Raw genomic sequence first — 19,372 nt, 5'->3', positions numbered from 1 at the left:
CGCACTGGTGTTCGGAGATGAAAAGCCGGGCCCCGGGGTAAGGGAAGAGCCGCCGCCGGTGACCGCAGGGTGTCCCGGCGGTAGTGGTTAGATGCCCAGGAGAGTTTACGGCTCTGGCGAGGAGGACCGATGGAGCTGTCGCTGGCGACGCGTACCGTGGGCGAGCACACGGTGCTTGAGGTCGGCGGTGAGGTGGACGTCTACACCGCGCCCCGGCTCCGCGAACGTCTCCTCGAGCTGATCGACGGCGGCGCCCGGCACGTGATCGTGGACCTCGGGCGGGTGGACTTCCTCGACTCGACCGGGCTGGGCGTGCTGGTGGGCGCGCACAAGCGGCTGCGCACGGCGGGCGGCTCGTTCGCCCTGGTCTGTGACAAGGAGCCGCTGCTCAAGATCTTCCGGATCACGGCGCTGGACCAGGTGTTCCCGCTGCACGCCACGGTCGAGGCCGCGGCCGGCGCGGGCCCGAGCGGCGCCAACGCGTGATGGCGACGGTCCGGCTCTCCTTCTCTCCGGCCCCGGTGCACGTGCGTACCGCCCGACTGGTCGGCGTGGCCGTCGCCCGACGGGCCGGTGTCCGCGAGGACCTGCTGGACGAGGTGCGCCTGGCCATCGGTGAGGCGTGCACCCGGGCGGTCGCGCTGCACCGTCAGTACGGCCTGGCCGATCCGGTGCTGGTGGAGATGTCCGACGGTGGCACGTACGCGGTGCGGGTCGTGGACCGGGCGCCGATCGAGGCCAGCATCGGGCTGGCGGCGCTGCCGCCGGACGAGTTGGCCGACGAGTCGCTGACCGACGAGGCGTTGACCACTGGTGTCGGGTTCGCTCTGCTCGCGGGCTTCGTGGAGGACCTGCAGGTGCGCCCGGTCGACGAGGGCATCGGCACCGAGGTGCGAATGGTGTGGCCCGTCGGGCGCTGACTTCGGAACGAATGCTCACAAGGCCGTGTCCCCACCGGGGATGCGGCCTTGTCGTCATCGATCGGGCCCTATATCAGATTTCGTTTCATAACACAGCGACGAAGATCATCGAGACACGGTGCCACCTCGGTGTGACCTCGAACACTGTGGAGGGCTACAGTACCCGGGTTGTCAGCAAGTGATCCAACCCGCAGCCAGCGGGTATGGGTGGTCATCGCTGGTCCGCTGGGGTGGGTTGGCGCGCGCTTGCGAGTCCGCATCCAGGCGTCGACCGGTGCGTCTCCACCCGTCGACGCGAGTGTTCGGTAACAGGAGGACACAGATGTCCGAGACCTTGGCCGCCGATGGCGGCGGGCTTTCCCTTACCGGAGGCAATGTCACGTACGTCGTCATCGCCGCGGTCATCGCGCTGGTGGCGCTCGTCTTCGCCGCCGCTTTGACGAAGACCGTGCTGGCAGCCGGCAAGGGCACCACCAACATGCAGGAGATCTCGGGGGCGGTCCAGGAGGGCGCCTCGGCCTACCTGCTCCGCCAGTTCCGCACCTTGGCGATCTTCGTCGTCGTCGCCGTGGTGCTGCTCTTCCTGCTGCCGGTGCACGACACCGACGGCAGCGAGATGGCCGTGAAGCTCGGCCGCTCGCTCTTCTTCGTGGTGGGCGCCGTGTTCAGCGCGTCCATCGGTGGCGCCGGCATGTGGCTGGCGACCCGCGCGAACCTGCGCGTGGCCGCCGCCGCCCGGGAGCGACAGGGTGGCCGGGAGGCCGCCATGAAGATCGCCTTCCGGACCGGCGGCGTGGTCGGCTTCCTCACCGTCGGCCTCGGCCTCTTCGGCGCCGCGCTGGTCGTCCTGGTCTACCGGGGTGACGCGCCCACGGTGCTGGAGGGCTTCGGCTTCGGCGCCGCCCTGCTGGCGATGTTCATGCGGGTCGGCGGCGGCATCTTCACCAAGGCCGCCGACGTCGGCGCCGACCTGGTCGGCAAGGTCGAGCAGGGCATCCCCGAGGACGACCCGCGCAACGCCGCCACCATCGCCGACAACGTGGGCGACAACGTCGGTGACTGCGCCGGCATGGCCGCCGACCTGTTCGAGTCGTACGCGGTGACGCTGGTGGCCGCGCTGATCCTCGGGCGGGCCGCCTTCGGCGAGGACGGTCTGGTCTTCCCGCTGATCATCTCCACCATCGGCGTGCTGGTCGCCATCGTCGGCGTCTTCATCACCCGGCTGCGCGCCTCCGACCGCAACGGTCTCACCGCGATCAACCGGGCCTTCTACATCTCCGCCGTGATCTCCGCGGTGCTGGTGGCGATCGCCGCGTACGCGTACCTGCCGGCGACCTTCGCCGACCTGGAGGGTGGCCTCACCGACGTCGACCGCAACCCGCGACTGGTGGCCATCGGCGCGGTGGTGATCGGCATCGTGCTGGCCGCCGCGATCCAGGCGCTGACCGGCTACTTCACCGAGACCAACAAGCGGCCCGTACAGGACATCGGCAAGAGCTCGCAGACCGGCGCGGCCACCGTCATCCTCGCCGGCATCAGCGTGGGTCTGGAGTCGGCGGTCTACTCGGCGCTGCTGATCGGCGCCGGCGTTTTCGGTGCGTTCCTGCTCGGCGGCAGCTCCATCACGCTGTCGCTGTTCGCGGTGGCGCTGGCCGGCACCGGCCTGCTCACCACCGTCGGCGTCATCGTCGCCATGGACACCTTCGGGCCGATCTCCGACAACGCCCAGGGCGTGGCGGAGATGTCCGGCGACATCGACGAGCACGGCGCGCGCATCCTCACCGAGCTGGACGCGGTCGGTAACACCACCAAGGCCATCACCAAGGGCATCGCGATCGCCACCGCGGTGCTGGCGGCGACCGCGCTGTTCGGCTCGTACACGGACACCCTGCGGACCGCGTACGCGGACGCCGGCGTGGGCGACGTCGGCACCGAGATCCTCAACTCGCTGAACGTGGCCAACCCGCGCAACCTGGTCGGACTGATCATCGGTGCGGCGGTCGTCTTCCTCTTCTCCGGGCTGGCGATCAACGCGGTGTCCCGCTCGGCCGGCGCGGTCGTCATGGAGGTCCGCCGGCAGTTCCGTGAGCTGCCCGGCATCATGGACCGCACCCAGCGCCCGGAGTACGGCAAGGTCGTCGACATCTGCACCCGGGACGCGCAGCGCGAACTGATGACCCCCGGCCTGCTCGCCATCCTGGCGCCGATCGCCGTCGGCTTCGGCCTCGGCCCGGGCGCGCTGGCCTCCTACCTGGCCGGCGCGATCGGAGCCGGCACGCTGATGGCGGTGTTCCTGTCCAACTCCGGTGGGGCCTGGGACAACGCCAAGAAGCTGGTCGAGGACGGCGCGTACGGCGGCAAGGGCTCCGAGTCGCACGCCGCCACGGTCATCGGCGACACCGTCGGCGACCCGTTCAAGGACACCGCCGGCCCGGCCATCAACCCGCTGATCAAGGTGATGAACCTGGTCTCGCTGCTGATCGCCCCCGCCGTGGTGGCCTGGAGCGTCGGTGACGAACGCAATGTCGGCCTGCGGATCGGTATCGCGCTGGTCGCGACGCTGATCATCGTGGCGTCGGTGGTCTTCAGCAAGCGCAAGGGCATCGCCATGGACGACTCCGACACCGGCGCGGGCAGCGCCGACCACCGTCCGGAGACCGTCAACGCCTGACACCGGCGGCACCGGGGTCCCCGCTCGACGTACCCGTCGGGCGGGGACCCCGGCCATCCGGCCCGGTGCCACACCTGGCCGAAGGTCGTACGCTGCAACGCATGCGTACGTGCCGGGCGTCTGCCGTCGGAAAGCTCACGGTGGTCCTGGCCACGCTCGTCGTCGTCCTCACCGGCTGCGGTGGGCCCAGCCCACGGGCCTGGGCGGCCTCGGTCTGCGGCGCGCTCACCCCGTGGCGCTCCGAGATCAGCAAGTTGACCAGCAGCACCGATCAGCAGATGACGGCGCAGACCACTCCGGCGCAGGCCAAGGAGAACCTGGTGCGGCTCTTCGGCGGCGCGGAACAGGCCAGCGAGCTCGCGCGCCGCAAGGTCGAGCAGGCCGGCGTCCCGGAGACCGACAACGGTGCGGCCATCTCCGCCGGTTTCCGGGGGTCGCTGGAGAAGATGCGGGACGCCTACGGCCGCGCCCGGGACACCATCGAGGGGCTGGGCACCGGCGAGCCCGCCGCCTTCTACGACGGCGTGCGGGCCGCCGTCGACACCTTGAACAAGGAGTACGACGCCAGCGCGCTGGACACCAGCAAGCTCAACTCCGAGGAGCTGAAACAGGCCTTCGACGAGGTGCCCGAGTGTCGGTGAACGGGCTCGGTGACACGCCGGCCGCGCAGTCGCTGCCGGCGCTGTTCCCCGTACCCGAGCCCGACCCGTCGCGGGCCGACCCGGCGCCTGCGGGTCCGAGCCGGCGGCGCGGCGGTTCCGAGTCGACCCCTCCCGGGCCACCCCGGGCCGACGACGGGGGACGGCAACTCGTCTTCTTCGGCGCGGATGCGGCCGAACCGGCGGTCGCCGATCTGGCCGGGCTGCTCGCCGGGCCGGGCGAGGTCGTCCGGATGGGCGGGACCGCCCGACTCGCGGTGCGGGTGGACGCCGCCTGGCGGGTGCACGTGCTCGTCGCCGAACTGGCGCTGCGCGGGTTGGCCGCGAGCTGGGAGCCGACCGAGGACCAGCGGCACGCCGTGCGGACGTCGTACACCCGGTTGTTGAAGCCGCTCGCGGTCGCCTGGCTGGACGGGCCGGCGAAGCGTCCTCCGCCGGCCTTCCACCTGACCGGCCGGCGGCTGCGGCTGTGGCTCGCCGCCGCGGGGACGCCGGAGCCGCCCGGCGGCTTCCTGCTGCGCCTCGGCGCGGATGACCAGCGGTCCTGGGACGCGATCGGCGCGGCCCTCGCCGCCGCCGGCCTGGCCGGCACGCTGCTCGGCCCCGACGAGGGCGGCCCGGCGTATCGGATAACCGGCAGACGCCGGTTGGCCCGCCTCGCCGAACTGGTCGGCGCCCCGCCTGCACCCGCCCCACCCGACGCCTGGCCCTAACCCTCCCCGCCCCGGCCCGCCGCCCCGCCGCCCCGCCCCCGCCCAAAGTCGGCGTCGATCATGGAGTTGTGGTGGTGGACGTACTTCTCCTTCGGGGCCTAAACGCCCACCACAACTCCATGATCGACGCGAGCGGGAGGGGCCGGGGAGGGGCCGGGGTGGGGTGTCTGGTGTTGGACAGCTGGGCTTGGATGGGCTGGTTGGGGGTCCCTCATCGTCACAGGGACCCGCTTCGGGGCCTACCCACGGTGTACGGTGGCGCCGTCTGGCAGTGTCGAGCACGGCGGGCGGGATTCGACCGCCGCGCCGCAGCGGATTGCCGCCCGCGAAACCCGAAACGCGGACGGCGCGTTACGTTGGACATCCGGACCGCCGGTGCCACGGCGGGGTCGAGAGCGGTCGCTGTCGTTAGGCGCCGGCCGGCCACGAGCAGGAGTGAGGTCGGGGAGAGACGTGCCGAGCAACGCTGGAACCACCCGTCTGGTCATCGTCGAGTCACCGGCGAAGGCCAAGACGATCTCGGGCTACCTCGGCCCGGGGTACGTCGTGGAGGCCAGCTTCGGTCACGTCCGCGACCTGCCGCGCAACGCCGCCGACGTGCCGGCCAAGTACAAGGGCGAGTCCTGGGCCCGCCTCGGGGTGGATGTGGACAACGGCTTCCACGCCCTCTACGTCGTCTCGGCCGACCGCCGACAGCAGATCAGCAAGCTGGTGAAGCTGTCCAAGGAGGTCGACGAGATCTTCCTGGCGACGGATGAGGACCGCGAGGGCGAGGCCATCGCCTGGCACCTGGTCGAGACCCTCAAGCCCAAGGTCCCGGTCAAGCGGATGGTCTTCCACGAGATCACCAAGCCGGCGATCCAGGCCGCCGTGGCCAACCCCCGGGAGATCGACCGCGACCTGGTCGACGCCCAGGAGGCGCGGCGCATCCTCGACCGCCTCTACGGCTACGAGGTCTCCCCGGTGCTGTGGAAGAAGGTCATGCCGAAGCTCTCGGCGGGCCGGGTGCAGTCCGTGGCGACCCGGATCGTGGTGGAGCGGGAGCGGCAGCGGATGGCGTTCCGCACCGCCGAATACTGGGACATCCTGGCCACCCTCGCCGTGGTCAACGCCGGTGAGGGGCCGCGTACCTTCAACGCCACCCTGATCGCGCTCAACGGCGACCGGATCGCCACCGGTAAGGACTTCGAGCCCACCACGGGCAAGGTCCGGGCCGGCGCGGGCGTCGTCCACCTCGACGAGAGCGGTGCCCGGGGTCTGGCCGCCCGGCTCGACGGGCGGCCGTTCACGGTCACCCGGGTCGAGGAGAAGCCGTACCGCCGCCGCCCGTACGCGCCGTTCATCACCTCGACGCTCCAGCAGGAGGCGGCCCGCAAGCTGCGCCTGTCCTCGCAGCAGACGATGCGCACCGCGCAGCGCCTCTACGAGAACGGCTACATCACCTATATGCGTACCGACTCGGTGAACCTGTCGGAGACCGCCATCTCGGCGGCCCGCCGGCAGATCGTCGAGCTGTACGGCGAGCGCAGCGTTCCGCCGGAGCCGCGTCGCTACACCGGCAAGGTCAAGAATGCCCAGGAGGCGCACGAGGCGATCCGCCCGGCGGGGGACAACTTCCGTACCCCGGGCGAGGTGGCCAAGGAGCTGTCCGCCGAGGAGTTCAAGCTCTACGAGCTGATCTGGCGGCGCACGATCGCCTCGCAGATGACCGACGCCGTCGGTTCCAGCGTCTCGGTGCGCATCCGCGCGGTCTCCACCTCCCAGGAGGAGGCCGACTTCGGCGCGACCGGCAAGACCATCACCGACCCGGGCTTCCTGCGCGCGTACGTCGAGTCCAGCGACGACGAGAACGCCGAGGCCGAGGACGCCGAGCGTCGGCTGCCCACCCTGGTCAAGGACCAGCGGCTGACCGCCGACGAGCTGGCCGCGCAGGGCCACCACACCCAGCCGCCGTCGCGCTACACCGAGGCGTCGCTGGTCAAGGCCCTGGAGGAGTTGGGCATCGGCCGCCCGTCGACGTACGCGTCGATCATGCAGACGATCCAGGACCGGGGGTACGTCACCAAGCGCGGCCAGGCGATGATCCCCACGTTCCTGGCCTTCGCGGTGATCGGACTGATGGAGCGGCACTACCCCCGCCTCATCGACTACGACTTCACCGCCACGATGGAGAACGAGCTGGACGAGATCGCCGGTGGTGACCACGCCGCTGTCGACTTCCTCACCGCGTTCTACTTCGGCAGCTCCAACGGTGCCGGCGACCAGGACATCGCCCGCTCCGGTGGGCTCAAGAAGCTCGTCACCGAGAACCTGAGCGAGATCGACGCGCGCAGCGTCAACTCGATCCCGCTCTTCACCGACGAGGACGGCCGCGAGGTCGTCGTCCGGGTCGGGCGGTACGGGCCGTACCTCCAGCGGGCGGTTCCCGGCGAGACGCCGGCCGCTCCGGCCGAGGGCGAGGAGGCTGGCCCCCAGGGTGACCGGGCGCCGATCCCCGAGGGCATGGCCCCGGACGAGCTGACCCCGGAGAAGGTGCACGAGCTGTTCCTCGGCGGCAGCGGCGAGCGCAAGCTCGGCGACGACCCGGCCACCGGCGAGCCGATCGTGCTCAAGTCCGGCCGCTTCGGCCCGTACGTCTCCAGCGGCGAGCGCAAGTCCTCGCTGCTGCGCTCGCAGACACCGGACTCGCTCTCCCTCGACGAGGCGCTGCGGCTGCTGAGCCTGCCCCGGTTGGTGGGCGTCGCGCCCGACGGCGTTGAGGTGTTCGCCAACAACGGTCGCTACGGCCCGTACGTGAAGCAGGGCGAGGAGTTCCGCTCGCTCGAATCCGAAGAGCAGATGTTCACGGTCACCCTGGACGAGGCGCTGGCCCTGTTGGCCGCTCCGAAGACCCGGGGCCGCCGGGCCGCCGCGCCGCCGCTGCGCGAGATGGGCGTCGACCCGTTGACCGAGAAGCCGCTGGTGATCAAGGACGGGCGGTTCGGCCCGTACGTCACCGACGGCGAGTTCAACGCGTCCCTGCGGCGCGGGCAGACCCCGGAGGCGCTGAGCATCGAGGAAGCGTCCGAGATGCTGGCCGACAAGCGGGCCAAGGGTCCGGCGCCGCGCAAGAAGGCGGCGGCGAAGAAGGCCCCGGCGAAGAAGGCGACGGCGGCGAAGAAGGCCACGGCGACGAAGAAGACGGCTGCCGCCGCGAAGTCCACCGCCGCGAAGAAGACCACCACTGCCAAGGCGACGGCGGCCAGGAAGGCGGCTCCGGCGAAGAAGGCGGCTCCGAAGAAGGCCGCCACCGGTCCTGCCGAGGGGTGACACTAGCTTCCGCCCCAAATGGGTTAAATGTCCAGTTTGGTGGCCGGGCTCTGGCGTGGACTGCCTAACGTGAGGGGATGTTCGCAGTCCCTGTCCCGCGCCCCCGCGTTCTCATCGGTTCTGCGGCGGGTGCGTTGCTGCTCGTCGTGGCCGCGATCGGCATCCGGACGATGGACGCGGACGACCCCTCGCCAGCCGTCGCTGGCGCGTGGCACGCTCCACCGCAGGCCGTCGCCCCCGGGCCGTCCGCCGGGCCGACCCGGAGTCCCGCCGACCGGCGGACCGTACGACTCGTCGCCGCGGGCGACGTTCTGATCCATCCAGCGGTGACCGACCAGGCGCGCCGGGACGGTGCCCGCGCCGGAAGCATGGACTTCGCCCCGATGTTCGCCGGGGTCGCCCCGGCGGTCCGCGACGCCGACCTGGCGCTGTGCCACCTCGAGACGCCGCTGGCCGATCCCGCCGGCCCGTTCGCCGGCTATCCGTCGTTCAACGCGCCCCCGCAGGTGCTCGACGGGCTGCGCGCCACCGGGTTTGACGGCTGCTCAACCGCCTCCAACCACACCCTCGACCAAGGCGCCGACGGGGTGGCCCGGACAATCCGCGCACTCGACGCCGCCGGGCTGGGGCACACCGGCAGTGCCCGCAGCGCCGCCGAAGCGACCCGACCCCGGATCTACCAGGTCGGCGACGTTCGCGTCGCGCACCTGGCGTACAGCCTGAACTTCAACGGGCTGAGTCGCCCCCCGGGCAAGCCGTGGTTGGCCAACCTGATCGATCCGCCCGAGATCCTCGCCGCCGCCCACAGGGCGCGGGCCGCCGGTGCCGACATCGTCGTGCTCAGCCTGCACTGGGGCACGGAGTATCAGCACCTGCCGGACTCCGACCAGCGGGCCTGGGCCCAGCAGTTGATCTCCTCGCCCGACGTGGACCTCATCCTGGGCCATCACGCCCACGCGGTGCAGCCGTTCCAGCGCTTCGGCGACAAGTGGGTGGTCTTCGGCATGGGCAACGAACTGGCCCGGCACGAGGAGCCGATCGACGACAACCGCGAGGGTGTGATGGTCCGGGCGACCTTCACCGAGACGGCTCCGGGGCGCTGGACGGTGACCCGGATGGAGGCACTGCCAACCTGGACCGACCTGACGCCGGCCCTCCGGCTGGTCGACCTGACCGCGGCGCTTGCCGACCCGGGCACCCCGCCACCCCTCCGGGGCGACTATCGGACGGCGTACCAGCGGGTGCTCGGCTACGTCCGGGCCCTGGGTGCCGGCCCGGACCAGGTGGTGGCGTCGGGCGGCTGAGCGCCACGCGCGACCAGGTCGAACAGGCGCCGACCGCGGGCGCGCACCACGTGGTCGACACCGCCGGTGGTCCTGGACGTCTGACGGGCGGACGCCGCCCTCAGGCGCCGAGGACGTGGGTCAGGTGAGGGCTGGCGAAGACGCGGTGGGGGTCCAGGCGGTCGCGGACCGCCTGGAAGTCGGCGAAACGGGGGTACGCCTCGGCGAGGGACGCCGCGTCGCGGTAGTGCAGCTTGCCCCAGTGCGGGCGGCCGCCCAGTGCCGCGGCGACCTTCTCGAACGCCTGAAAGTACGGCTCGTACGGCATGCCGACGTACTGGTGTACGGCGATGTACGCGTTGTCCCGGCCGTAGCCGTGGGACAGCCAGATGTCGTCGGCGGCGGTGAAGCGCACCTCGACCGGGAAGAGGATCTTGAACGGGAGCCCGTCCACGATCCGTCGCAGCGCGGTGAGCGCCTCGGGTAGCGCGGCGCGGGGGAGGCCGTACTCCATCTCGACGAAGCGAACCCGGCGCGGGGTGCAGAACACCCGGTCGGAGCGTCCGGTGTACCGCCGTTCGGTGAGCGCGCGGGCCGAGACAGCGCTGATGCCGGGTGCCAGGGCGGGCACGGCCCGACCGAGGCGGCAGGCCCCGGCGAAGACCCGGTTGGACAGGAAGTCGTCGTCCAGCCAGCCGCGCCAGCGGGACAGCGGCCGGTCGTTGGCGGGTACCCGGTCGTTGGCCTTCACCTGGACCCGGGACGTGTAGGGGAACCAGTAGAACTCGACGTGGTCGTGCCGGCCGATCAGCGCGGGCAGGTCGCCGAGCACGTCGTCGAGGGCGGCGGGGCGTTTGTGGGCGTGTAGGACGAAGGCGTCCACGCAGCGCAGGGTCACCTCGACCAGGACGCCGAGCGCGCCGAGCGAGACCCGGGCGGCGGCGAAGACGTCGGGGTGCTCGTCCGCGGAGCAGCGCAGCACCTCGCCCGTGCCGGTGACCAGGGTGAGGGCCTCGACGAAGGTGGAGAGGCAGCCGTAGCCGGCGCCGGTGCCGTGGGTGCCGGTGGAGATGGCGCCGGCGATGGTCTGCGCGTCGATGTCGCCCAGGTTGGGCAGCGCGAGGCCGTGCCGGGCGAGCAGTCCGTTGAGCGCGTGCAGGGGCATTCCCGCCGGCACGGTGACCAGTCGGCGCGCGACGTCCACGCTGACGCAGGTCTCCAGCTCGGACAACTCCATCCGCCGGTCGTCGGCGAGGGCGACGGCGGTGAACGAGTGGCCGCTGCCCGCGACGCGGATGCGGCCTCCGGCGGCGGCGGCGTCCCGGACGGCTTCCGCCGCATCGTCCGGCGAGCCGGGGCGCAGGATGGCGGTGGCGCTGCCACGCTGGTTGCCGGCCCAGTTGGACCAGGGGGCGGTGAGCGGTGCGGTGCCGACCATGCGCGCTCCTCATTCATGAATATGAACTGACTTCATATCAGGAACGTTGTCCCTGGTAAATACCGCAATTGCAGTCCGCTCGTTGTACCGGTAGTCACGGACTCGTGACCAAGAGATATGTTCATCCGTCGAAGGGGGGTGGCGCCGAGTGTCCACACCAGCCGCCACGACCGGGCCGCTGCGCCGCGTACCGGTGCAGGGTCGAAGTGTCGCGCGGGTACAGCGCATGTTGGACGCCTGCGCCGAGCTCGTCGACGAGGTGGGGTACGAGGGGCTGACCACGACCCTGCTCGCGGAGCGCGCCGAAGTGGCGATCGGGTCGGTCTACCAGTTCTTTCCGGACAAGCGGGCGATCGTGCAGGCGTTGACCCTGCGCACGATGGAGTCCTACCTGCAGCGGCTCGACGAGCGCTTCGCCTCCGACGAGATGACCCACTGGTGGGACGGCGTCGACGCGGGAATCGACGAGTACATCACGATGCACCGCACCGTTCCCGGCTTCCGTACCCTGCACTTCGGCGACGTGGTCGACCTGCACCTGCTCGACGAGCAGCGTGACAACAACGGCGTGATCGCCGACCAGTTGGCGCGGGTGCTCACCGAGCGCTTCGGTCTGACCGACGTGCCGAAGCTGCGCTTCGTCCTGGAGATCGCCGTGGAGGCCGCCGACGCGTTGATCAAGCTCGCGTTCCGACGGAAGTCCGACGGCGACGAGCGGGTCCTGCTCGAGGCGAAGGCGCTGATCCGGGAGTACCTGCACCGCCAGGTCGACGGATGCGAGAGCGAGCAGCGCGCAGAGGCCGCCCAGTCCGCCTGACCTGGCGGTGCGGGCCACCTAAAGGAAGGCCTTGCCCTCGCCCCGGTAGGTGGGCACGGTCGCCACGACCGCGTCCCCCTCGACAAGGTGCAGCTCGTTGACCCGTTCGCACAGCTCACCTGCCTTGGCGTGCCGGAACCACACCCGGTCGCCGACGCGCAGGGTGGCCGCCGCCGCGCCGGAGAGAGGGGTCTGCACCTCGCCGGCGCCCTCGGTGCCGACGAGCTTCAGGCCGGCCGGCAGCCACGGTCGGGGCAGCCGGCTGTCGGCGGCCTGGCCGGAGGCGATCCAACCGCCGCCGAGCACGGTCGCCAACTCCGGCGTCGGTCGGCGGACCACCGCGCAGGCGAAGAACGCCGCCGGGGTGGGCCGCCAGGCGCGGTACGCGTCGAACAGCGTCGGCCCGTACAGGCCCGATCCCGCGGTGACCTCGGTGACCGCGGGATCGGCGCTGGTCGCGGCCACGCTGCCGGTGCCGCCGCCGTTGACGAACTCCAGGTCGGCGTGTTCGCGTACCGCCGCCACCGCCGCGCCACGGCGGGCCAGCAACTCGCGGTAGGAGCCGCGCTGGGCCAGCCTGATCGCGCCCGCCAGCAGCGTCCGCCCCGGCGGCGCGTCGCCCAGGCCGGCGATCTGCGCCTCGTACGACATGAGCCCGACCAGCCGGAAGCCGGCGCGGCCGGCGACGGTGGCGGCGAGCGCGCCCGCCGCCCGGGCGCTGTGCACCGGCGAGCGGCGGACGCCGACGTGCACGCCACGCAGCGGTCGCCAGGAGGCGTCCAGGTCGAGGCAGAGCCGCAGCTCGGCGCGTTGCCCCGGGGCGCGGACGGCGTCGACGAAGTCGAGCTGACCGGTGCCGTCGATCATCAGGGTGATCGCGGCGGCGAGTGTCGGATCGGCGGCCAGCTCGGTGAGGGCCGCCCGGTCGGCGCTCGGGTACGCCACCAGCACGTCGTCGCTCAGACCGGCCCGGACCAGCCAGATCGCCTCGGGGAGGGTGAACGCCATGACACCCTGCCAACCGGGCCGGTTGAGCGCCCGGCCGATCAGGTCCCGGCTGCGCACGGACTTGCTGGCCAGCCGGATCGGCTTGCCGGCTGCGCGGTCGGCCAGGGCCGCCGCGTTGGCGTCATAGGCGGTGAGATCCACCACGGCGTACGGGGGGTCGAGATGGGCGGTCGCCCGGTCCAGGCGCTCGCGCAGTTTGTCGCTTTCGATGGCCACGTGTGCACGCTAACTGTCCGACGATGAATGCGAAACACCCTCGCATACGTCCCGGGCTGCGGTCGACGGCGTCGGCGGCCTAGGCTCAGCGAGCAGGAGAATGTCGCCGGTGGGGCGGCCCCCACCGGGTCTAGAGTGTTCCACCGGGGGTGCCCAGCGATGGGCCGGCACGTGGAGGTACGGCCATCGAAAGCCAGAACAGCGGCGAGTCGCCCGGCGTGTCGCGCGCGGGTGAGCAGTCGGGCAGCGCCGCCAACCAGTCCAGCGGTGGTCAGGTCGACGCGTCCGGCTACGCCGCGATCCGCTCGGTACTGCGAATCAGGCCGTTCCGCCGGCTCTGGATCGTGCTCGGCGCGGCCTCCTTCGGTGACTGGCTCGGCTTGCTCGCCACCGCCCTCTTCGCCGCCTCGCAGGTGCAGGGCAGCACCGCCCAGGGTGCCGCGTTCGGCGGGGTCACCGCGATCCGACTGTTGCCCGCGCTGGTGCTCGGCCCGGTGGCCGGCGTCTTCGCCGACCGGTTCGACCGGCGTTGGACGATGGTCATCTGCGACCTGCTGCGCTTCGTGCTCTTCGCCTCCATTCCGCTCTACGCGCTCAGCGGCGCCGCCGGCGGCCTGGTGGTCGGCTGGGCGCTGATCGCCACCTTCCTGATCGAGTCGCTCACCCTGCTCTGGATCCCGGCCAAGGAGGCCGCGGTCCCCAACCTGATCCCGCGGGCCCGCCTGGAGGCGGCCAACCAGCTCACGTTGATCACCACGTACGGCCTCACCCCGGTGGCCGCGGCCATCGGCCTCGCCGTGCTGGACCGTGGTGTCAGAGGCGCGGTGGGCGGCGACCTACCCTCCTGGGCCGAACCGGCTCAACTCGCACTCTGGTTCAACGCCTTCTCCCGGCTCGCCACCGCGTTGGTGGTGGCGTTCGGGATCAAGGAGATCAGCGAGGCCCAGCGCGGCGAGGCGGGGCGTTCCGAGCAGAGCATGTTCCGGCAGTTCTCCGAGGGCTGGAAATTCATCGGCCAGACCCCGCTCGTGCGCGGCCTGGTGCTGGGCATCTTCGGCGCGTTCGCCGGCGGCGGCATCGTGGTCGGCACGGCCAAGTTCTTCGCCAACTCACTGGGCGCCGGCGACGCCGCGTTCTCGCTGCTCTTCGGCGCGATCTTCGTCGGTCTGGCGCTCGGCATCGGGCTCGGCCCGATGGTCGTCAAGGAGATGTCCCGGCGTCGCTGGTTCGGCATTAGCATCGTGCTGGCCAGCGCCGCCGTGATGACCCTCGCCTTCGCTATCCACCTGTCCATGGCGATCGTCGGCGCGGTGCTGGTCGGCGCCGGCGCGGGCATGGCCTTCCTGGCCGGCACCACGCTGCTGGGCGGGGAGGTGGCCGACGAGGTGCGTGGCCGGGTGTTCGCGGTGGTGCAGATCGGCACCCGACTGGTGCTGATCCTGGCCATCGGGCTGAGCAGCGTCCTGGTCGGCGTCGGTGGCTCGCGCAAGCTGGAGATCGCCGACCTCGGCATCTCCGTCTCCTCCACCCGACTGCTGCTGCTCGCGGCCGGCGCCGCCGGCATCTTCGCCGGGATCAGCGCCTTCGGCCAGATGGACGACAAGAAGGGCGTCCCGGTCCTCGCCGACCTCTGGGGCTCGATCCGGGGCCGCCCGCTGACCCCGGCGGAGCCGTTCGTCTCCGCCGGGCTGTTCGTGGTGTTCGAGGGCGGCGAGGGCGCCGGCAAGTCCACCCAACTCACCGCGCTCGCCGAGCGGCTGCGCACCGACGGGCGCGACGTGCTGGTCACCCGCGAACCGGGGGCCACCGCCGTCGGCCGGCGGATCCGGTCGCTGGTGCTGGACACCTCCGGCGACGAGGCGCCGTCCCCACGCGCCGAGGCGCTGCTCTACGCCGCCGACCGGGCGCACCACGTGGCCTCCGTCGTCCGGCCCGCGCTCATCCGCGGTGGCGTGGTGATCAGTGACCGGTACGTCGACTCGTCGCTCGCCTACCAGGGCGCCGGGCGCACGCTCCCGGTCGACGAGGTCTCCTGGCTCTCCTCCTGGGCCACCGGCGGCCTCAAGCCCGACCTCGTGGTGCTGCTCGACGTCGAGCCGCGCACCGGCCTGTCCCGGGTCGCCTCGCGCAGCGGTGCCGCCGACCGGCTCGAAGCCGAGTCGATCGCCTTCCACGAGCGCGTCCGCTACGCCTTCCTCGACCTCGCCGCCGCCGACCCGAAGCGCTACCTGGTACTCGACGCGTCCCGGCCGGTCGGCGAGATCACTCAGCTGGTGGTCCGGCGCGTCGAGGAGATGCTCGGCAAGCCCGGCGGCATCGTGCACCCACGCCCCGCGCAGGGCCCGGACACCTCGGTGCAGCCTGAGTTATCCGACGCGGAGCTGGTGACGATGGAGCACAAGACCTGATGCCGGACGTCTTCGCCGACCTGGTCGGTCAGGACGAGGCGGTGACCGAACTGCGCCGCGCCGCCGCCGCGGCGGCGGCCGTGCTGCGTGCCGCCGCGACCGATCGGACTCCCGCACTCGTCGCAGCGGGCGAGGCCGAAACCGGGGCGGGCACCCCCGACCCGTCCGCCGGGATGACCCACGCCTGGATCTTCACCGGGCCACCCGGGTCCGGTCGCTCGGTCGCCGCGCGCGCCTTCGCCGCGGCCCTGCAGTGTGCGTACGGCACCGGTTGCGGCGAGTGCCCCGGCTGCCACACCACGATGGGCGGGACCAACGCCGACGTCCGGCTGGTGGTGCCGGAAGGGCTCTCCATCGGCGTCGGCGAGATGCGCGCGCTGGTGCTCCGCGCGGCCAGCACCCCGTCCGGCGGCCGCTGGCAGGTGGTGGTCATCGAGGACGCCGACCGGCTCACCGAGGCAGCCGGTAACGCCCTGCTCAAGGCCATCGAGGAGCCGCCACCGCGGACGGTCTTCCTGCTCTGCGCCCCGTCCACCCACCCGGACGACATCTCGGTGACCATCCGGTCGCGCTGTCGGGTCGTACCCCTGCGGCAGCCGCCGGCCACCGCGGTGGCCGAGGTGCTGGTCCGTCGGGACGGCATCGCGCCCGACGTGGCGCAGTGGGCGGCGGCGGCCGCGCAGGGGCACGTGGGTCGGGCCCGCCGGCTGGCCCGCGACCCGGAGGCCCGCAAGCGGCGTGAGGCGGTACTCGCCGTGCCGCGCCGGCTGACCGGCGTGGGCGCGGCGTTCGACGCGGCGTCCGCGCTGATCGAGGCTGCCGAGGCGGAGGCCGAGGCGTCGGTCGCCGAGGCCGACACGGCCGAACGGGCGGCACTGGAGACGGCGCTCGGCGCGGGCGGCACCGGCCGGGGCGCGGCCGGCGCGATCCGGGGTGCCGCCGGTCAGCTCAAGGAGCTGGAGAAGCGGCAGAAGTCGCGGGCCACCCGCGCCCAGCGCGACGCGCTGGACCGCGCGCTCGTCGACCTGGCCGGCTTCTACCGCGACGCGCTCACCATGGCGCTGCGCGCACCGGTCGACCCGGTGCACACCGACACCGCCGCGCTCGCCGGCGCCGGGGCCCAGAAGTGGGACGCCGAGGGGTCGCTGCGCCGGCTGGAGGCCGTGCTCGCCTGCCGTGCGGCCATCGACGCGAACGTCAAACCGCGCATCGCCGTCGAGGCGATGATGCTTGCCCTCTGGAAAGGCTGACCAGCAGCTTCCGCCGGTTGTCCACAGCCATCGACACGTGCGATTGGTGTGCGGTACGGTCCGGTGTGCCGTGGTGACGGTGGCGGCACGCTCAGTGATGATCCATCCGGGAGGAGTCGCCGATGCCGCGGGGGGAGATCGACGAGGCCTGGATCGAGGAGGCGGTGCGGCGCTATCGCCGTATCGAGTCGTTGCAGGCCGAGTTCGACCAGGCCGTGTCGACGGTCGAGGTCACCGTCCGTTCGCCGGACGGGTTGGTCGAGGTGGTGGTCACCGCCGCCGGCCGCATCACCGACGTCCGGTTCCTGGGGCCACTGCACGCCCGCAGCCCGCGCGACGTGGCCGGCTCGGTGCAGGCCGCGGTCACCGCGGCGGCGGACGCGGCCGAGTGGGCCCGGGAGAAGCTGCACAACGAGACGTTCGCCGCCTACCGACCGCTCGCGGGGGCCTGACATGGACACGCTGCGCGCGCTCTCCGCCCGGCTCGACGAGGCGAGCGCCACGCTCACCACCCTGTCCCACACCGTCACCGCCAGTGATCCCGCCCAGGCCGCGTTCGGCGCGGACGCCCCGGGCCGCCCCGGCGAGATCGGTCGCGCCCTGCATCGGCAGTGGGCCGCCGCCTCCGACGACCGGGCCCGCGAGGCCCGAGCCGCCGCCGGCCGCCTCGCCGCTGCCGCCTCGGCGGTCCGCGAGGCCGCCGACCGGTACGCCGAGGTCGACCGCGCCGCCCGCCGCCGGATCACCGGAGAGCCGTGATGGACCCACTGGACCGGCTCGCCGAACCCGGCCTCGACCTGCTGCGCCGGGTGGACGCGTTGCTCGCCGCCGGTGTTCCCGAAGGGCACCGGGTGTGGCCCCTGCTCCGTCGGATGCAGGTGTTGCCGGGCGACGCCGTCCGGGGCTTCCTCGACCTGCACCCGGCGCCGCTCGTCAGCGCCGGGCACGCCGTGCGCCGGCTCGTCCGGGGGTACGACGACGTCGGTGCCGCGCTCACCGACCCCGTGCTCTGGTCCGGGCCGGCCGCCTCGGCGTACGGGCAGGAGCGTGCCGCGCTGCTGCGCCACCTGGACGAGGGGCCGGAGAGCCTGGTCGGGCGGATGGAATCCACCGCCGGGTACGCGGACGCGCTCGCCGACTGGGTGGAGGGCAGCCGTCTCGCCCTCGCCCGGACGCTGGCCGACCTGCTGCGCTCGGCCGAGGCGGTGGCCGTGGTCGCCGCCACCGCCGCCGGCCCACCGAACCGCCTGACGCCGGTCGGGCCGGGCGTCGCCGACGCCGCCGAGATCGCCGCGCGGGTGCTGGCGGTGCTCTGCGTCGCGTACGACGGCGCCGAGACACTCCTGCGCCAGTGGGCACCGAGCCTGGCCGAGTCCACCTGGCGGTCGCCGACCCAGGAGCGCGCCCGCTACGACCAGCACACCCGGGTTGGCTGGTAGCCGTATCCGGCGCCCGCTCCCGGGCCTGGTCGTGGTGTTGGTTCGCGGACAGGCCACGGCGTCGCTCGCGGGCGCCAGAGCAGAGCCGGCGCACACGGCGACGCCGTGGTCTTCCCCCTGCACCCCCCGCAGGTCTGCCTCCACTCAACGCTGTCCGGCAGCGTTTGTCCCCTTCCCGGGCACGGATTCAACCGTCCGGGCGAGGATCATCGGCACGACGGGTGGCCCGGCAATCGGTCGAGTCGACGGTCATGGATGGAGATGGAGGTATCGCCCGCCGCGTTCTCCGCGGTGATCCGTCGTAGGGTGGAGGGATGGGCATGCTCTGCGCGGTCAGCTTCAACCGGTACGGGCGCCTCTACTACCTGGACCCGGGCGACCTGAGTCCCCAGGTGGGCGACCGGGTGCTCGTGCCGACCGACGACGGACCCGAGGTCGCCGAGTGCGTCTGGGCCGCCCAGTGGGTGAGCGAGGAGACCGACGGCTTCCCCCGGCTGGTGGGGCTGGCCGGCGACGACGACCTGCGCCGTGATGAGGCGCTGCGCCGTCGTAAGGCCGAGGCGAAGGTGGCGGCCAAACGGCTGATCCGCGCGCACGGCCTGCCGATGAAAGTGGTGGCCGTCGACCATGTGCTCGGCTCCGCCGACGGCGGCGGCGAGCGCAGCACGGTCTACTTCACCGCCCCGCACCGGGTGGATTTCCGGTCACTGGTCCGCGACCTCGGCGCCACCCTGCACTGCCGGGTCGAGCTGCGCCAGCTCTCGGCGCGCGACTCGGCTCGGGTCCAGGGCGGCATCGGCTCGTGTGGTCGTGACCTGTGCTGCGCGACGTTCCTCACCGACTTCGAGCCGGTGACCATCCGGATGGCCAAGGACCAGGACCTGCCGCTGAACCCGCTGCGGATCTCGGGAGCCTGCGGTCGACTGATGTGTTGCCTCAAGTACGAACATCCGCTGTACCAGCGCTTCCAGGAGACCGCGCCCGCCGTCGGTAGTCGGGTCACGACGCCCGAGGGCAGTGGTCGAGTGGTCGGCCACAGCGTGCCCCGCGACGCGGTGACCGTACGCCTCGACGCGGACGGCTCCCGTTGCTCCTGCTCCCGCGCCTCCGTCTGCGCCCCCCGCCAAGCCCACGACCAGCACTACACCCCCTAACTCGAAAATCGAACCGTGCGTAGACACGCGGCAGCATCCCGCGTCGCGAAGCGGCGTGGGATGGGTTGTGGTGTAGCGGTGGCTAGG

Annotated in this window: 16 protein-coding genes; 14 read left to right on the top strand and 2 right to left on the bottom strand. The window is 72.2% G+C overall.

The window, feature by feature from the left end:
• Positions 1-129: 129 nt before the first annotated feature.
• The 7 genes from ACLQ25_RS03510 (at position 130) to ACLQ25_RS03480 (ending at position 9,576) form a co-directional block, all read left to right on the top strand.
• Positions 130-486, top strand: a complete 357-nt coding sequence (locus tag ACLQ25_RS03510; RefSeq protein WP_355049272.1) for an STAS domain-containing protein — start codon at positions 130-132, stop codon at positions 484-486.
• On the top strand, positions 483-920 hold the full coding sequence (locus ACLQ25_RS03505; RefSeq protein WP_355049271.1) for an ATP-binding protein: 438 nt from the start codon (positions 483-485) through the stop codon (positions 918-920). The genes ACLQ25_RS03510 and ACLQ25_RS03505 overlap by 4 nt, the downstream gene beginning before the upstream one ends.
• A 322-nt stretch (positions 921-1,242) precedes the next feature.
• Positions 1,243-3,591 carry a sodium-translocating pyrophosphatase gene (locus ACLQ25_RS03500; protein WP_425728985.1) on the top strand — a complete coding sequence of 783 codons (2,349 nt, stop codon included), beginning with the start codon at positions 1,243-1,245 and terminating at the stop codon, positions 3,589-3,591.
• Between the two features lie 101 nt (positions 3,592-3,692).
• Positions 3,693-4,232, top strand: a complete 540-nt coding sequence (locus tag ACLQ25_RS03495; RefSeq protein ID WP_425728983.1) for a hypothetical protein — start codon at positions 3,693-3,695, stop codon at positions 4,230-4,232.
• A complete protein-coding gene (locus tag ACLQ25_RS03490; protein WP_425728981.1) occupies positions 4,223-4,963 on the top strand; it encodes a hypothetical protein in 741 nt (246 codons plus the stop codon). Before ACLQ25_RS03495 ends, ACLQ25_RS03490 begins: the two co-directional genes overlap by 10 nt.
• 453 nt (positions 4,964-5,416) lie before the next feature.
• Positions 5,417-8,272: a type I DNA topoisomerase gene (topA, locus tag ACLQ25_RS03485; RefSeq protein WP_425728979.1), complete on the top strand. Its 2,856-nt coding sequence runs from the start codon at positions 5,417-5,419 to the stop codon at positions 8,270-8,272.
• A 77-nt stretch (positions 8,273-8,349) separates the two neighbouring features.
• Complete coding sequence (locus ACLQ25_RS03480; protein ID WP_425728977.1) at positions 8,350-9,576, top strand: CapA family protein; 1,227 nt, start codon at positions 8,350-8,352, stop codon at positions 9,574-9,576.
• A 100-nt stretch (positions 9,577-9,676) separates the two neighbouring features.
• On the opposite strand, the gene ACLQ25_RS03475 is transcribed toward ACLQ25_RS03480, so the two are convergent.
• Positions 9,677-10,993, bottom strand: coding sequence for a D-arabinono-1,4-lactone oxidase (locus ACLQ25_RS03475; protein ID WP_425728975.1), 1,317 nt, complete (start codon positions 10,991-10,993; stop codon positions 9,677-9,679).
• 226 nt (positions 10,994-11,219) lie between these two features.
• Here ACLQ25_RS03475 and ACLQ25_RS03470 point away from each other — a divergent pair, with 226 nt between their 5' ends.
• The gene (locus tag ACLQ25_RS03470; RefSeq protein WP_357124646.1) at positions 11,220-11,810 is read left to right on the top strand and encodes a TetR/AcrR family transcriptional regulator; all 591 of its coding nucleotides are present in this window, start codon (positions 11,220-11,222) and stop codon (positions 11,808-11,810) included.
• An 18-nt stretch (positions 11,811-11,828) separates the two neighbouring features.
• Here ACLQ25_RS03470 and ACLQ25_RS03465 read toward each other — a convergent pair whose 3' ends face one another.
• Complete coding sequence (locus tag ACLQ25_RS03465) at positions 11,829-13,034, bottom strand: amino acid deaminase/aldolase (RefSeq protein WP_425728973.1); 1,206 nt, start codon at positions 13,032-13,034, stop codon at positions 11,829-11,831.
• A gap of 317 nt (positions 13,035-13,351) precedes the next feature.
• Here ACLQ25_RS03465 and tmk point away from each other — a divergent pair, with 317 nt between their 5' ends.
• From tmk to ACLQ25_RS03435, 6 genes are all read left to right on the top strand, one after another.
• Positions 13,352-15,442 carry a dTMP kinase gene (tmk, locus tag ACLQ25_RS03460; RefSeq protein WP_425729214.1) on the top strand — a complete coding sequence of 697 codons (2,091 nt, stop codon included), beginning with the start codon at positions 13,352-13,354 and terminating at the stop codon, positions 15,440-15,442.
• Complete coding sequence (locus ACLQ25_RS03455; RefSeq protein ID WP_425728971.1) at positions 15,442-16,692, top strand: DNA polymerase III subunit delta'; 1,251 nt, start codon at positions 15,442-15,444, stop codon at positions 16,690-16,692. Before tmk ends, ACLQ25_RS03455 begins: the two co-directional genes overlap by 1 nt.
• A gap of 122 nt (positions 16,693-16,814) precedes the next feature.
• Positions 16,815-17,144: a YbaB/EbfC family nucleoid-associated protein gene (locus ACLQ25_RS03450; RefSeq protein WP_355049259.1), complete on the top strand. Its 330-nt coding sequence runs from the start codon at positions 16,815-16,817 to the stop codon at positions 17,142-17,144.
• Position 17,145: 1 nt separating this feature from the next.
• Positions 17,146-17,451, top strand: a complete 306-nt coding sequence (locus tag ACLQ25_RS03445) for a hypothetical protein (protein WP_425728969.1) — start codon at positions 17,146-17,148, stop codon at positions 17,449-17,451.
• Entirely contained in the window at positions 17,451-18,131 is a 681-nt protein-coding gene (locus tag ACLQ25_RS03440; protein ID WP_425728967.1) for a hypothetical protein, read from the top strand. The genes ACLQ25_RS03445 and ACLQ25_RS03440 overlap by 1 nt, the downstream gene beginning before the upstream one ends.
• Before the next feature lie 314 nt (positions 18,132-18,445).
• A complete protein-coding gene (locus ACLQ25_RS03435; protein WP_425728965.1) occupies positions 18,446-19,285 on the top strand; it encodes a PSP1 domain-containing protein in 840 nt (279 codons plus the stop codon).
• The last annotated feature ends 87 nt before the right edge of the window (positions 19,286-19,372 follow it).

The sequence above is a fragment of the Micromonospora sp. DT44 genome (assembly GCF_049841635.1).
GTDB lineage: Bacteria > Actinomycetota > Actinomycetes > Mycobacteriales > Micromonosporaceae > Micromonospora.
The sequence above is the reverse complement of the archived record's forward strand: the minus strand, read 5'-3'. Positions and strand labels throughout refer to the sequence as shown.